The sequence below is a fragment of the Vibrio sp. Isolate33 genome (assembly GCF_022397895.1).
In the GTDB taxonomy this organism is placed as follows: Bacteria; Pseudomonadota; Gammaproteobacteria; order Enterobacterales; family Vibrionaceae; genus Vibrio; species Vibrio pomeroyi.
In genome coordinates, this window is record NZ_JAKEUP010000001.1 from 276,787 (window position 1) to 291,910 (window position 15,124).

Annotated in this window: 13 protein-coding genes; 6 read left to right on the forward strand and 7 right to left on the reverse strand. The window is 43.3% G+C overall.

Features of this window, described 5'->3' with window-relative positions; all coding sequences use genetic code 11:
• Nucleotides 1-335: 335 nt before the first annotated feature.
• The 3 genes from L1D37_RS01185 to L1D37_RS01195 all read right to left on the reverse strand — a co-directional run bounded on the left by L1D37_RS01185 (nucleotide 336) and on the right by L1D37_RS01195 (nucleotide 3,729).
• A complete protein-coding gene (locus L1D37_RS01185; RefSeq protein ID WP_239846578.1) occupies nucleotides 336-1,061 on the reverse strand; it encodes an HAD-IA family hydrolase in 726 nt (241 codons plus the stop codon).
• Between the two features lie 289 nt (nucleotides 1,062-1,350).
• Complete coding sequence (locus L1D37_RS01190) at nucleotides 1,351-3,174, reverse strand: HD domain-containing phosphohydrolase (RefSeq protein WP_239846579.1); 1,824 nt, start codon at nucleotides 3,172-3,174, stop codon at nucleotides 1,351-1,353.
• A gap of 60 nt (nucleotides 3,175-3,234) precedes the next feature.
• Nucleotides 3,235-3,729, reverse strand: coding sequence for a hypothetical protein (locus L1D37_RS01195; RefSeq protein ID WP_239846580.1), 495 nt, complete (start codon nucleotides 3,727-3,729; stop codon nucleotides 3,235-3,237).
• A gap of 248 nt (nucleotides 3,730-3,977) precedes the next feature.
• Here L1D37_RS01195 and L1D37_RS01200 point away from each other — a divergent pair, with 248 nt between their 5' ends.
• The 4 genes from L1D37_RS01200 (at nucleotide 3,978) to L1D37_RS01215 (ending at nucleotide 10,061) form a co-directional block, all read left to right on the forward strand.
• The gene (locus tag L1D37_RS01200; protein WP_176679732.1) at nucleotides 3,978-4,457 is read left to right on the forward strand and encodes a CreA family protein; all 480 of its coding nucleotides are present in this window, start codon (nucleotides 3,978-3,980) and stop codon (nucleotides 4,455-4,457) included.
• A 129-nt stretch (nucleotides 4,458-4,586) separates the two neighbouring features.
• Nucleotides 4,587-5,891: an inosine/guanosine kinase gene (locus tag L1D37_RS01205; RefSeq protein ID WP_239846581.1), complete on the forward strand. Its 1,305-nt coding sequence runs from the start codon at nucleotides 4,587-4,589 to the stop codon at nucleotides 5,889-5,891.
• A 271-nt stretch (nucleotides 5,892-6,162) separates the two neighbouring features.
• Nucleotides 6,163-7,911, forward strand: coding sequence for a formate--tetrahydrofolate ligase (locus L1D37_RS01210; protein ID WP_239846582.1), 1,749 nt, complete (start codon nucleotides 6,163-6,165; stop codon nucleotides 7,909-7,911).
• 245 nt (nucleotides 7,912-8,156) lie between these two features.
• A complete protein-coding gene (locus tag L1D37_RS01215) occupies nucleotides 8,157-10,061 on the forward strand; it encodes a diguanylate cyclase (RefSeq protein WP_239846583.1) in 1,905 nt (634 codons plus the stop codon).
• Nucleotides 10,062-10,102: 41 nt separating this feature from the next.
• On the opposite strand, the gene L1D37_RS01220 is transcribed toward L1D37_RS01215, so the two are convergent.
• Nucleotides 10,103-10,708, reverse strand: coding sequence for a beta-phosphoglucomutase family hydrolase (locus tag L1D37_RS01220; RefSeq protein WP_239846872.1), 606 nt, complete (start codon nucleotides 10,706-10,708; stop codon nucleotides 10,103-10,105).
• An 87-nt stretch (nucleotides 10,709-10,795) separates the two neighbouring features.
• On the opposite strand from L1D37_RS01220, the gene arfB reads away from it, so the two are divergent.
• Nucleotides 10,796-11,206: an alternative ribosome rescue aminoacyl-tRNA hydrolase ArfB gene (gene arfB, locus L1D37_RS01225; RefSeq protein ID WP_239846584.1), complete on the forward strand. Its 411-nt coding sequence runs from the start codon at nucleotides 10,796-10,798 to the stop codon at nucleotides 11,204-11,206.
• A 69-nt stretch (nucleotides 11,207-11,275) separates the two neighbouring features.
• Here the strand turns inward: arfB and L1D37_RS01230 are convergent, their stop codons facing one another.
• A complete protein-coding gene (locus L1D37_RS01230; protein WP_017630398.1) occupies nucleotides 11,276-11,593 on the reverse strand; it encodes a helix-turn-helix transcriptional regulator in 318 nt (105 codons plus the stop codon).
• Between the two features lie 201 nt (nucleotides 11,594-11,794).
• On the opposite strand from L1D37_RS01230, the gene L1D37_RS01235 reads away from it, so the two are divergent.
• The gene (locus L1D37_RS01235; protein WP_239846585.1) at nucleotides 11,795-12,121 is read left to right on the forward strand and encodes a hypothetical protein; all 327 of its coding nucleotides are present in this window, start codon (nucleotides 11,795-11,797) and stop codon (nucleotides 12,119-12,121) included.
• Nucleotides 12,122-12,229: 108 nt separating this feature from the next.
• Here L1D37_RS01235 and L1D37_RS01240 read toward each other — a convergent pair whose 3' ends face one another.
• On the reverse strand, nucleotides 12,230-13,297 hold the full coding sequence (locus L1D37_RS01240; RefSeq protein WP_239846586.1) for a trypsin-like serine protease: 1,068 nt from the start codon (nucleotides 13,295-13,297) through the stop codon (nucleotides 12,230-12,232).
• A gap of 264 nt (nucleotides 13,298-13,561) precedes the next feature.
• Nucleotides 13,562-14,695: a glycine cleavage system aminomethyltransferase GcvT gene (gene gcvT / locus L1D37_RS01245; RefSeq protein ID WP_048660228.1), complete on the reverse strand. Its 1,134-nt coding sequence runs from the start codon at nucleotides 14,693-14,695 to the stop codon at nucleotides 13,562-13,564.
• Nucleotides 14,696-15,124 lie beyond the last annotated feature (429 nt).

The following is a 15,124-nucleotide window of genomic DNA, read 5'->3' on the forward strand; positions in this document are numbered from 1 at the left end:
GAGGGCGTTAATAACATTACAAAAATCATGGTCACTAACGATGAGATTATCATTACCATGAAGCAAGTCGCAAAGGAGAGATTAAGAAGTGTCAAAACTGTCTAATAATCGAGCTTAGGAGTAATCTACTTAAACGGGTCTTATTTTCGCTTACCCTCTTGCTGCAGGTGGACACATAATGAATAAAACAAAAGTACCAAACACCGACGACATCACATGCCCTTTATGCCAACACGACGAATATCTGCTTTCAGAAAGCGGAGAGAAGTTTACTTGCGCATCATGCGGTTTCCACACCAAACAATTTAGTAAAGTAGTCAGCCTTCAATTAGGCGCTAACCCACCAAAGCTGCAGAGTTCGGTATACCACCACTTGAGCAGTGCTTGCCATTAATCCAAACAGAAATTTCTTCCAAACTGTAGATATCCTGAGCCGCTAGCTCTGCTGAGTCGGCTTCTGGATCTACAAGTGATTCATCAATGCTTGGGCGCAATCTGAATGATTGTATGCCTGCTCGAACGCCCGCCTCTATTCCCTTCAAAGTATCATCCACATAGATGCACTCATTGGGTAAAAAGCCCATGTTCATTGCAGTGTACATAATTAGGTCAGGCTCAGGCTTCCAGCTGTTTGCATCAAATGCCGAAAACACTTTGCCTTTAAAATCGTCGAGCATGCCGGTCATCGCTAATGAGGATTCAACTCGAGATTTGGGTGCATTAGAAGCAATACAAAACTCAATGTCTTCACCCTTGAGGAACTCAATCAGCTCTATCGCGCCATCCATTGGTTTCAAGTGGCGTTGGAACAAGGCTTCAAGTTCAGTGCGATATAGTGGCTCAAGTGTATCAATCGATATAGAAAGACCTAAACGCTGTTGGGTATCCATTAAGATGTCGGCCAACTTACCGCCTTGAAAGTGTGCATAGCAGTCGTTCACGTTTAACTCAGCCCCAAAGCCAGCAAATACGTTCACCAAGGCTTGGCAACACAGCTTCTCGCTATCGATAAGTGTTCCGTCACAATCGAAAATTACACATTTAGTCTGTTCTAACCGCATAGCTCACTCACTCCCATTGAATCCAAGCTTTATCCTATAGGGTTATGAAAGTAGTCGGGATGATTAAGGTAACACTTTACCGAGACTTGCTTATTTCTCTTCGCGAAATATGCAGTAGATCACCTTATGGTTCAAGATAAGCAACAGTTTTCACCGAATTGGTGAGGAATGAGCAGCACCAAACACTGCTTGGTTTACAAAAACCGCAAATGAACAGTTAAAAATATAAATTTACACGGGTTAATTTCTACAAGGCTGAAAGAAACCATGCGTTAAGTAACTTCAAAATCTAATTAACAGCCAACTCTTCAATGGCTTTAGGTTCGCTCTTTTTAGTCGTGAGATTATCTAAGCTTGAAGCCTCAAATGTGCCACTGTCAGGGTAAGTATCGCGGATCGCGACGAATTCAGGTAAGTGTTCTAACAGAAGCTTGGTCAACTGGGGATCAAACTGATAACCGCACTCTCGCTCAAACAAGTCGACAACCATCTCTAATGACCAGGGCTCTTTGTAGCAACGTGCACTGAGCAACGCATCAAACACATCCGCGACGGCAGTAATACGCGCAAACAGGTGAATCTCCTCACCTACTTTGCCATTCGGATAACCAGCGCCATCCCAACGTTCATGGTGCTCATTGGCAATAATTGCAGCAAGGTTAGTAATATCACCGGCACCACTTTTCAATAAATTGTAACCTGCGGTGGTGTGAAGTTTCATCACCTCCCACTCTTGTTCGGTTAGCTTACCTGGCTTGTCGAGAATGGATTCCGGCACCGAGATCTTACCCACATCGTGCATTGGGCTGATGATCTCTATCATCTCGACTTCTCTGTGGCTCAAACCACTATGCTTCGCCAGCAGTGCTGACAGTTTAGCAACGCGCTTAACATGGTTCCCTGTCTCTCCTGAGCGAGTTTCAATCGCCTCACCCAGTACATGAATCATGTCTTTTTGAACATTCAGTGTTTGCTTCTGCAGAGCGAGAATGCGCTTGTTCTTCTTCGCCAACTCTTTCTTCTGGCGCAAGGTAACAAACTGCATCAGGATAATCAGGCTTAATCCGGCAATGACCATGGTCAAACCGATTAACAGTTGAAAGTTCTTGCGGATAAAAGAAGAAGGCTCATTAACGACAACCGATTCTTCCGGAAGAGCACTCTCACTGATGCCAAACTTTTCCAAAGCTGCGTAGTTGAAGACAAAGCGAATATTGTCACCCGGTACTAGCGGAGTATTGAAGTTAAGTGGTATGTACTTATCTAACGCATCAACTGCCTCTTCACCCATACTCTGTGAGTGATTGACATAACCGCCAAACACATCACCTAAGATATTAAACTGCCAAAGCGCAAACACAGGCGCGGCGCTTGATGCTGATAAAGTTTCGGCCACTTCTTTATAAGAGTGATAAACACCTTGAGTCAGCTCAGTGTTGTAGTGACTGAGTAACACGGCATCATCAGCTGAGATGGTTTGTAAAAACTGACTCGCTTGCTCAAGCGTTTGATTACTGACTTCGACCAGATTGATCTTTGGAAAGTCAGCCATCACTTTGTACACTTCTTTTCGAATTAGCTGAGACGTGACACTGTAATCATTTACAAAGTATAAGTTCTTGATGTTTGGTCTTAGCTGAGAAATCAGTTCAATATTAATATCGATATGGTCATTCTCGTAAAGCACGGTTGCTCTATCGGTCACGGCATACATGTCAGTGCTAATGTCGTTGATACCCGCCGCAACAACGGGTGTAGAGCGATCAATCAATGTGCTCAGCGATTCTAGGAAATTGGCGGCATTGTCATCGGTCGCAATTACACCATCAAATTCATAACCAGCGTATTTTGCTTGTAAGTAGTTGGCAAGAGACTCGTAGTATTCAGGGCTATGGATACGCTTGGTATCTAAGTACTCGATTGAGAGCTTTACTTCAGATTGAGAGTGTTCAAACGCGCTGTCGATGCCCTTTTGGAAATCCGCGGTCCATTGATAGGAAGGTTCGTAGGAGTGCAAAACTAGGATTTGTTTGATATCCCAGTCGTTAGCATAAATCGCAGGAGAAAAAGCGCTAACACACAATACAGCGATTGAGATCAATAGCTTGTACATACCGAACCCTTTTTAAAAGACGGTGTATTGTACTCAGATTAACGCTTTCTCAAAGAATCTTTAGTTCTCGAACCATACTTTATGGGTAGAAACTTGATCTTGTGCCCAAAAATCATGTAACTGTTTAGCAAAGCCGACAATATTTTGATCGTCTTGGTTAACAACATCCGATATCAATAGCTCTTCATCCGTTGCTGTCACTACCGCGCTTGCGACAACTTCGCCGTTTTTTGTACCGACATAAAGCTCATGCTCATCCGATAACATAATCTGGCTTAAGAACTCCAAGATGTTCGCCCTTTCAGCTTCATCTTGATAAGCACTTGCTTGGTTTAATGAGAAAAGTACGGTCAGCTTATGGAAGTCGACTTTATGCAGTTCGTCAATTTGAGTGGGAGTTTGGTCTTGCGGAAGAAGTTGGTAAGTCTTTTGGGAAAGTTGTTTTTTATAGATATCTAAACCGAGAAGGCTCTCTTTTGCGGGGTAAGCAATATCGAGCTGGCTAAATAGCCATTGGTTTTTATTATGTGCAATTTCAGGTATTTCGTTATTCATTCTTTTAGTACCTACGGTTAGTATCCCCAAATATCACAGTTATTTGGAAGACATATGGTCGGCTGAGGTGCCGAGCTACAAGCAGAGAGCATACAGAGCATGACCAAGGCCAACAAGTACTTTAAATGCTTCGTATTTTTCATTATCCAACAACATCCTTTAAGAACTTAACGAAAAGCTCTACACTCATATTCATGCTTTCAATATCCTTATAGTAAACAGAACTATATAAATAAAAAGGACTTCTTATGAAAAAAGCCTTAATAGCAGCAGGTATCATCACAATGTTAGCTGGCTGTTCGGACAACGAGGTTGGCGACGTCTCTCTGGGTTTCTTCACAATGAAGGACATCAAAATGTCTTCTCTTGATGACGATAAGATTGCAGGTGTGACTTGTCATATCGCATCCATCGAAGCGAACCTTAGCCTTTCTGATCCAAGCGATAGTTCTATCTCTTGTCGTCAAACTGGCGAAATCACACCAGAAATGATTGCTACGATCGATAAAAGCAAGTCAGGTGAAGTGGTATTCAAGAAATCGAAAAGTATCTTCTTCAAGACAATGAAGGTTCGCCGTATCTATGATGCAGAGAATCAATCACTGCTTTACTTGTCTTACACCACTAAAGAAACAGAAGGCAGCTTCAAACACAGCCTTTCAACTGTTCCACTATGGGGTACAGAGGCTTACGTTGATCCAGCGACGTTAGTCCAACCAACCGAGTAGTTTCAAACGGATAGTTAGTCGAATCACCTGTACAGACATTGTGCAGGTGATTCAAAATGTAATAAAAATGAAAGAAACAGAAACAAAATGTGATATCATGCGGCAAAATTTTTTCACTGTATTTTTCATATGAAGTTTCCTGGACAGCGTAAATCTAAGCACTACTTTCCAACTCACGCACGTGATCCGTTGGTCAACCAAATTCAACAAACACCTAAGCTTCACCGCGCAACGATTGTCGGTGTGGGTCAAACTATTGTTGATATCGAAGCCCGTGTTGACAGCGCGTTCCTAGAAAAATACGAGCTAAGTAAAGGTCACTCGCTTGTATTGGAAGAAAGTAAAGCAGATTCGTTGTATGAAGAGTTAGTTGCGCGCGGTTTGATCACGCATCAATACCCTGGCGACACTATCGGTAACACACTGCACAACTATTCCGTACTTGCAGACAGCAAATCTGTACTGCTTGGCGTTATGTCTAAGAAAATTGAAGTTGGCTCGTTCGGTTACCGTTACCTTTGCCGCACTTCCTCTCGTATGAACTTAAACCACCTACAAACTGTTGATGGTCCAATTGGTCGTTGTTACACGCTGATCACCGAAGATGGCGAGCGTACGTTTGCGATCAACGAAGGACACATGAACCAACTTCTTCCTGAAAGCATTCCTGAAAAGATTTTCGAGAAAGCATCTGCGTTAGTTGTGTCTTCATACCTAATGCGTGGCAAGCCTGAAGATCCGATGCCAAAAGCGGTACAAAAAGCGATTGAATACGCGAAAGCGCACAATGTGCCTGTTGTACTGACGCTTGGCACTAAGTATGTGATCGAAGGTAACGCTGAATGGTGGCAAGAATACCTGAAAGAAAACGTAACCATCGTTGCGATGAACGAAGACGAAGGTGAAGCGTTAACAGGCGAGAAAGATCCATTACTAGCAGCGAACAAAGCGCTTGAGTGGGTTGACCTAGTACTATGTACTGCAGGTCCAATTGGCCTTTACATGGCAGGTTACACAGACGAGCTAGCGAAGCGTGAAACAACGCTGCCACTATTGCCGGGTAACATCCCAGAATTCAACAAGTATGAGTTCAGCCGTGCAATGCGCAAACAAGACTGCCAAAACCCAGTGAAAGTGTACTCTCACATTGGCCCTTACTTAGGTGGTCCACTTGAGATTAAGAACACCAACGGTGCTGGCGATGGCGCGTTATCTGCTCTACTACACGACATGGCAGCAAACAGCTACCACCACGTGAACGTACCAAACTCTGAGAAGCACGAACACGCTTGTCTAACGTACTCGTCACTGTCTCAAATTTGTAAGTACGCTAACCGCGTAAGCTACGAAGTACTGACTCAGCACTCTCCTCGCCTTTCTCGTGCACTGCCAGAACGCGAAGATAGCTTAGAAGAAACATACTGGGATCGTTAATCTTTTAGACGACGTCTAAGTCGAATTACGAATCCTTTAAGGGCTGCTATATGCAGCCCTTTTTGTATCAACCATCAATGCAATCCAAATCGAAGGTAATCGAATCAAATATTTTGCCCGTTTAAGATTTGATCTCGCGCAATGACTCTTTAGATCTGTTATCTTCCAGCACATAATTCGTGTGGTTTGCCTTTACTTGGCAAATTTATGCAGTAGTATCGCCACGCAAACGTTTACGTACCACCTTTCGGTTCTGATATAAGGATCAAATATGCTGTCTGATATTGATATTTGTCGCTCTACTCCCCTTAAAAACATCAGTGAGGTTGCCAAGCAAGCTGGCCTGCAACACAACGAACACCAGCCATTAGGCGAATTCAAATCTAAAGTGTCTCTAACGGCACTAGAACGCCTCGCTAACCAACAAGATGGTAAATTAGTGGTAGTCACGGCAATTACACCCACACCACTTGGTGAAGGCAAAACAGTGACCACCATTGGGCTCGCTCAAGGTCTTGCCAAAATTAACCAATCAGCGATGGCGTGTATTCGTCAGCCTTCAATGGGCCCTGTATTTGGCGTTAAAGGTGGCGCAGCTGGCGGTGGCTACTCTCAAGTCGCTCCTATGGATCAATTGAACCTGCACCTAACTGGCGACATTCATGCCGTAACAGCCGCTCATAACCTGGCGTCTGCAGCGATTGATGCACGTTTGTATCATGAACAACGTGAAGGCTTAGAGGCATTTGAAGCGCGTTCTGGCTTAAAAGCCTTGGATATTGACCCAAGCAGAATCGTTTGGCGACGTGTACTCGACCACAATGACCGCGCACTACGCATGATCACTGTAGGCAAGAATGAAGCGAACAAAACAATTAATGGCTTTGAACGCGAAGACGGATTTGATATCTCAGCCGCTTCAGAGCTCATGGCAATTCTTGCACTGGCTGACGACTTGCAAGACTTACGTAAACGCATTGGCCGTGTTGTGCTCGCCTATAATCATCAAGGCTTGCCACTAACCGCGGATGACTTCGGCGTTGCCGGAGCGATGACCGTCACAATGAAAGACTCTATTGAGCCAACGTTAATGCAAACCCTTGAAGGTGTTCCGACACTTATTCACGCAGGGCCATTTGCGAACATTGCACACGGTAATTCTTCAATTATTGCCGACAAGATTGCCTTAAAACTGAGTGATTTTGTGGTGACCGAAGGTGGTTTCGGCTCAGACATGGGTTTCGAGAAAGCGTGTAACATCAAGGTTAAGGCATCCAACAAGAAGCCTGACTGTGCCATTGTTGTTGCGACGCTACGTGGATTAAAAGCGAACTCAGGTTTATACGATTTAAGACCGGGCACCCCACTGCCGGATTCTATCTTTAGTGATGACAAAGATGCACTCGTTGCCGGTTTTGAGAACCTCAAATGGCACATCAACAACGTTAAGCAATACCAAGTACCAACCGTCGTTGCTATCAACCGATTCCCACAAGATTCAGACCAAGAACTTGACGCATTAAAACAGATGATCGCCGCTTTCGATTCAAGCGTGAGCGTTGAAGTCAGTGAAGCGTTTGGTCAAGGTGGCGAAGGCGCGATTAAGTTAGCGAATGCAGTAGTAAAAGCTTGCCAAGTTGAAAGTGAATTTAAGCCTTTGTATCAATCAGAGCAAAGCTTAGAAGAAAAGCTGATGGCGGTCGCTGAAGTCGGTTATGGCGCAGCGAGCATCTCACTGTCACCTCTAGCAAAAAAACAACTCGCTGAATTCAAACAACATGGATACTCAAACCTATCCATGTGTTTAGCAAAAACGCCTTTATCTATCTCAACTGAAGCACATATAAAAGGTGCTCCAACACAGTTTGACGTTCCGGTTAGAGAACTAAAACTGTGTGCAGGTGCCGGTTTTATTTACGCTTTATGCGGCAATGTCATGACCATGCCAGGCTTACCTGATAAACCTGCGTTTATGTCATTAGACATCGATGACAAAGGGAATATCATCGGGTTAAGTTAATGATTACAGGCCTTTAAGCATAATTCATCACTCGCCTACTTATGTCATAACGAAAAATACTGGCATGAGTAGGCATTATTTTGGTGGTGATTCTTAGTTATCCAGATGCTCAATAAGCAAGCTTAATTGCAAAAAGTTGCAGTAAAACCTTAATAATATGCAAATCTTGTTTTAAGTTCTGGGTGAAGATCACATTAAAAACCCTATAAAATATATAGTATTGCGCTGATTCTTTGAGGACAGTGATGAATACGAGTATAAAGAAACTAGTCAGCCAATTTCTGTGCACCATATTTGCCCTAGGATTAGTCCCTGCCCTCTATATCAACTCTGAATTCGACAGAGTTGAAGCTCAGCACACGCTAAATATCAAACAGTCTAGCCAAAACCAAATCGAATACAGCTTTCACGAGCTCGCTGTAATTGTTGAGCAAATCTCAAACTCGGTTCCCTCTATTGCAGATTCGCAAACCTTACTCCGCGCAATCAACGAACCGTCAACCATCCATAAAGAAACACTGCAAGATCTCTGGGTGATGCTCGCTCGAGGCCAAAAGTACTATTCTCAGTTACGCTACCTCGATATAAAGGGCAACGAAGTATTCCGTGTTAACTACAAAGACGGAAAAGCAATCGTAGTCCCAGATAACGAACTGCAGAACAAATCTTCGCGCGATTATTACAAAGCGCTACAAGAACTAAAGATTGGTGAGGTGAGCTCTCGCGGCATTGACCTAGAAGTTGAAAATGGAGAAATCGTTCGCCCTTTGATTCCAGCGCTTCGCATTATGACGCCAGTCGCTGAAAACAACCGCATTATTGGTTACTTCATCGCAAACCTGAATATGCTTGAGATCTACAAGCGCCTTCACTATCAAATTGGCGCATCGTCTGCTGTTCCTATTATTCTCAACAAAACCGGACACATCATTATGGGGCCGGATCCTACGGAATCTTTCGGGCATGTGATTGAGTCACGTTCAGAACAGACTTACGCAAAGTTATACCCAGAGCTTTGGACAGCGATTCAAGACAAGACATCTTCGAGCTATTTTGACGGCAAGAACTGGTATTTCCATTCTGATATCAGCCCGAAGATAAAGCAGTTCGAAGGCCCAATCTACATGGTTCTTCATATTGAAAATCAACAGTTTAATAGCCAATACCAACGTGAAAACCACGCGATCTTTGTGCAGATAGTGACCCTAACGATTTTGATCTCAATGATTTCAGCAGGCTTTGTGCTCTGGAATCAAAACCACAAGAAGAACAGCATTGAAAGTCAGTTAGCAAAAGCCGCAATGAACGGTATGTCTGCCCTAGTTATCACTGACAGAAACAACCGTATCATCAAGGTAAACCAAGAGTTCACGCGTGTCAGTGGCTATGAGCTAGAAGACGTTAAAGGACGCCAACCATCGATGTTTGCGTCTGGTCGTTATAATCAAGAGTTCTACATTAAGATGTGGAGCATCATCAAGAAACAAGGCATGTGGGAAGGCGAAGTCGTTAACCGACGTAAAGACGGCTCGTTGATAACGGAAATACTCCGAATCCAAACCATCAAAGACTCGAAAGACGTGATTCAATTTTATGTCGCATCATTTGTCGATATCAGTAAGCACAAGGAACTCGAAAACAAGCTGAGAAACCTCAGTGAGAAAGACGCGCTAGCCGGATGTTGGAACCGACGTAAATTCGACCTTGAACTCCGCGACGAGTGTTCTCGTGTCAACCGTTACCCTACCCGCGAACAATCTTGTTTAGCTATCTTAGATATCGACCACTTCAAACGCATTAACGACAGATTTGGTCACGACTATGGTGACCGCGTGATTCAAACCGTCGCTCAGGTATTGCAACGTGAATGCCGTGAAACCGATTTTGTGGCTCGTATTGGTGGTGAAGAGTTTGGCGTCGTCCTGCCACACACAACCACAGAAGAAGCCGAATACGTGCTTAACAGACTACGAATTGCCGTTAGCCTTGAATTAGACAACATCGTTACTGTCAGTGCTGGTATCACTAACCTGACGAGCGATCCTGCCCTTAACTACAAATGTGCCGATCTAGCGCTGTACGAAGCGAAAGCCGCAGGCCGTGACAGCGTGTGCCTGTTCCTAGACAGTGAGATGAGTGAAATCGCCTAGCTCGAATCTAACAACTAGGCGAACATTACACTGATTTCCAATCAGTTAGGTGCCGGATGGAACTCTAACTTATTCCCCTCAACCACTAGAATACAATCCATATTTGCCGCATGAGCGGCTTGCTTACCTAAGTTTGTATCTTCAAACACAACGCACTGCTTGGGTTGTAGTCCCATACCGAAACACGCATCTAAGAAAGTATCAGGGTTTGGCTTATGATTCTTAACATCGGTCGCTGTCACTAAGATATCGAGCTTACTCAGAATGTCTGTTTTATCTAAGAGTTGCTCTGCGCTTTTACGCTGGCTACCAGTACCGACTGCGATCTTCTTATTACCGAGATGTTCTAACAACAGAGAATGCGTACAAGAGATAACGTCACCTTTGTCTTCAATGGCAGCAAACGATGCCATCTTGAATGTAGAAACCGCTTGAGGGTCGAGCGACAAACCGTACTTGCTATTCACCTCACCCGCTATCTTATAACTCGGCATTCCGCCTAAACTGTGCAACCAAGACGCTTCAAAGTGAAAACCGAACTCTTCTGCTGTCTGCTGCCATGCTTTCACATGAGCAGGCATTGTATCGATCAACGTACCGTCCATATCAAAGATTAATCCTTCATACGCCGTTAAATCTATTATCATCACTACTACCACTCTTTAAGAAAGTTACTGATACCATAACCAATATTCAGTATCATGACCCCATATTACCGTTCAAAATGGATGTTTATGTTACAAATATCTAACTCTGTTTCGATTCAGGACTGGGAACTTCAGTTAACTGCGATCAGAGCACAAGGAGCAGGCGGTCAAAACGTCAATAAAGTATCAAGCGCGATACATTTACGTTTTGATATCAAGCACTCCACCCTACCTGATTTCTGTAAAGAAAAACTCCTCGCACACAAAGATAGCCGCATCACCAAAGATGGTGTCATTATCATTAAGGCGCAACAATATAGAACTCAGGAACAAAACCGAGACGATGCTTTGGTGCGTTTGAAAGAGTTGATCTTGGAAGCGACAAAGGTTCAAAAAGTAAGAAGAGCTACAAAGCCAACACGTGGCTCTCAGAAAAGACGTTTAGAAAGTAAGAAACAAAGAAGTACGACCAAACAGCTACGCAGAAGAGTGAACTGATTGTTTCATGTCCCCCAGTGAGCCCATCACCCATGAAACAACCGTTCTAACTCTGTTATCAGAATAAGACTACTTCTGTTTTTTGACCGATAAGATCAGTTTAATCAACAACATTCTCTCTTCGCTGGTCAGTAAGCGACTGACCGCTGCTACATCTTCTGCAGTCGCTTGCGATGCTCCCACAATATCAAGCACGACATCTAAATCAGTCACTTTTAGAGTTCTTGTGATCGAACGGTATTGAGACATTTTGATGTCCGCTTCTCCACGCTCAATACGTTGATAAGTCTTTAAGCTCATTCCTGCACTTGAGGCTAATTTTTCTTGCGACAAATTAGCTTGCTTTCTGCGCTCAATCAGCGCCATGACTATGGGCTCTTGTGACATTAGCTTTTCCTCATTAGACAGTTATGACCTAATTTCAGCAAGAAGCAGACCATATTGACTAGCAACGGTTTACATACGCCATCAAAGGCATATTATCCAATTATTAAAAAACGTTACGTATCATAAACTTTCACGCTTTGATCGGCGGTGAGCGTAAAGGCTAGAAAACTTGAAGACTCAAGTGTTGGGAAATAATAAAAATTGCATATTGCGAATAAGAAAGACGTCAAATTGGAAATTGCGAATCGCTATACATTGGCATTTCCTTGCATTAGTCACGCATTAGAATCACACAATCCCCGCCCAGAAATTATTGCAATACAACACAAGCTACTCACGTACAAAGAGGTGTTGCTGCACGGGAACATGTTGGAAGGTAAGGAATTAAAGCAGGCTTTTTCTGCATTGAACGAAAATGAAAAAGGTGTAGCGCAAGATGGGATTAAAAGCATCAATGCTGCGATAAAAGAGATGGATGAGATTCTAGAAAAATACAGCCGTAAAGCGGTTATCGAGCTGAGTAACTAGTTCGACAAGCAACTAACCAACTGTATATCTACAAACCTGCAAAAGTAAAAAGTAAAAAGTCGACGCTATCGTTAGATAAAACGTCGACTTCTTCAAAGCATTGAATATCTAACGTTTAACTGCTTTTCTAACGCCAGCAATCAACAACAGCATACCTAACAAACCAAATGAAACACTACCGCCACTGCTACCAGAGCCAGTTGACGTGCTTGTCCCAGCATAAGCAGTACGTTTCGCGTCTGTTGATACAAACTTAGCAGTTTCAGTTCCAGCCATAACACTGTCGATCCAATCTTTATAGTCTAATATTTCAGTGAATACCGACGTCACGGTAGGGCTACCACCACAAGTATCTGGGCCAAAACTGGTAATGCCAACCTGTCTATATGTTGAACCATCTTGCCAATAGACAGGACCTCCAGAGTCACCTTGGCACGTACCATTAAAGAGCCCGGTAAATGGACTGTAATCACCGTTAAAACATATTTGATTATCAGTTAAAGCTGAGCCATCCGTAAACGCGTTTATGCATGTTGCTTTGTCTACATACTTCAGAGCTGCTTTTTGCAATATAGTCGTGCTGTCAAAACCAGAACGCGTATCACCGTGACCAACGGCAACAAAACTTTCTGACGAATTGCGATAAAGTTCAGTAGAAAAACTAAGGGGATAGATCACATCATTTACAGCATCGATATTGAGAGCGCTTTCTAGCTTCAGGATTGCAATATCATTACGTAACAAGTCGCTCAAGCTATTTGAATAGTCACTACGATAATACACTTCTGATACACGTGCTTTCTGGGCAATGTTATTAGGAAATTGGGAAGTGTCTTGTAATTGAGGCACGACAACAGTAAATAACTGAGCATTCTCATCACCATAAATACAGTGCGCAGCCGTTAGAATATGCGTTGGGTCTAAAATTGTCGCACCACAGTATGGGCCAGTTGAATAGGTACCGTCATAATCTATGCGATCAATAAACAGGCTCGCCATTGACGGAAACTCAGCTACTGTCGCGTCGCTACCATTCACAATATAAGGTGTTACACCCACATCAGGAGTACTTTCAACCGTGTTTTCCATCGCCATAACACTTGATGTATAAATCAATGGCGCTAAAAGCCCTAAAACGGCTTTACGAACTGGACTCATTGTATGATTCACATTCATAGATAACTCCTTGTAACCCCTACTACTTATTTACAATATTGATGAATAGCCACCATAACACGTCCCAACCTTCAGTATAGTAAGTATTTGTAACGATATTGCCACATCTCTCATTTTATAAACCAATTTCAAAGTAACAGTTCTTGATGGTCACTTATCAAATCAATACGCGGCAATAAACAAAAAAGCCTACTGTTGAGTCCCTCTATATAGAGAGGTCAACAATAGGCTTTCGTAATAGTTGGTGTTTTCTCTTAAAAGAGATTAGCCACGGTAGTAACGTTGAGGTACGAATGGCATTTTTTCTACTGTCATTGGTAGTTTCTTACCACGAACTTCAGCGAATACTTCAGTGCCGATAGCCGCTAGGTCAGTACGAACGTAAGCCATTGATACTGGCTTGCCAGCGTTAGGACCCGCTGTACCACTTGTTACTACGCCAATCTTGTTGTCTTCAGCATCGAACAATTCAGCGCCTTCGCGTACTGGAGCCTTAGTTTGGCCTACTAGACCAACACGCTTACGTTGAACGTCTTTAGTCGCGATTTGCTCAAGGATAATATCAGCACCAGGGAAACCGCCTGCACGTTCACCGTCAGTACGACGAACTTTTTGAATACCCCATAGAAGGCTAGCTTCTACTGGAGTCGTTGTTGTATCTAAGTCGTGACCGTATAGACATAGACCACACTCAAGACGAAGTGAATCACGTGCGCCAAGGCCAATCCATTCTACTTCAGCTTCTGCAGTTAGCTTGCGCGCTAGTGCTTCAGCATGATCGTTCGGTACAGAGATCTCGTAGCCATCTTCACCCGTGTAACCACTGCGGCTCACGATGCATTCAACACCATCGATATCCACTTTTTGAACGTCCATGAACAGCATGTCTGCAACGCTTGGTTGGAAGCGAGCTAGAACTTCCGATGCTTTAGGACCTTGAAGTGCTAATAGAGCGCGGTCATCAATCACTTCCATTTCAACGTCTGCAGGAAGATGTGCCGTTAGATGATCGATATCTTGTGTCTTACAAGCTGCGTTCACAACAACAAACAGGTGATCACCTAAGTTAGCAACCATCAGGTCATCCATGATGCCGCCCTGCTCGTTAGTAAAGAACGCGTAGCGCTGCTTACCAGAAGGAAGGTCAATAATATCTACAGGAACCAAAGATTCTAGGACAGCAGCTGCATTTGCACCATGTAGACGAAGTTGCCCCATGTGAGAAACATCAAAAAGACCGGCAGCATCACGAGTGTGTAAGTGCTCTTTCTTTACACCTAGTGGGTACTGAACTGGCATGTCGTAGCCAGCGAAAGGAACCATCTTTGCGCCTTCTTCAACGTGAAGTGCGTGCAATGGTGTTTTTAGTAGGTCTTGATTAGCGTGTTCTTGAGTCATTTTATTCTCCATGAAGCGTTGCAGGCTTTCCAAATCGAATCTGCCGCTTGTATCTCTATTTAGAGTCGCTTCTAACGCTAGGTCTCAGCATTAGAAACAGTAGATAGTAAAAAGTGATGTCTTTTATATAGGCTTATATAGTTAGCGTTATAAAAATAGATAGCTGTACAAAAGCTCTACAACTCACTTTTTAAGAATTCACTTCAGTAAACTTCAATCAACATGAGTAAACCGTGTTCACTATAGTAAACAAGCCTGAGTCAGTTTTACACCCTTAACAAGATTAAAACAGCTCAAAATGTGACATTTAACAATTTAAAAACAATTATTCGATACATACAAAAACGCGATATTGATGATTTTCACATCAATATCGCGTCATTTGGCAAACGTTAGAAACAAAAGCAAACGTTTGCTTTCACTATAAGA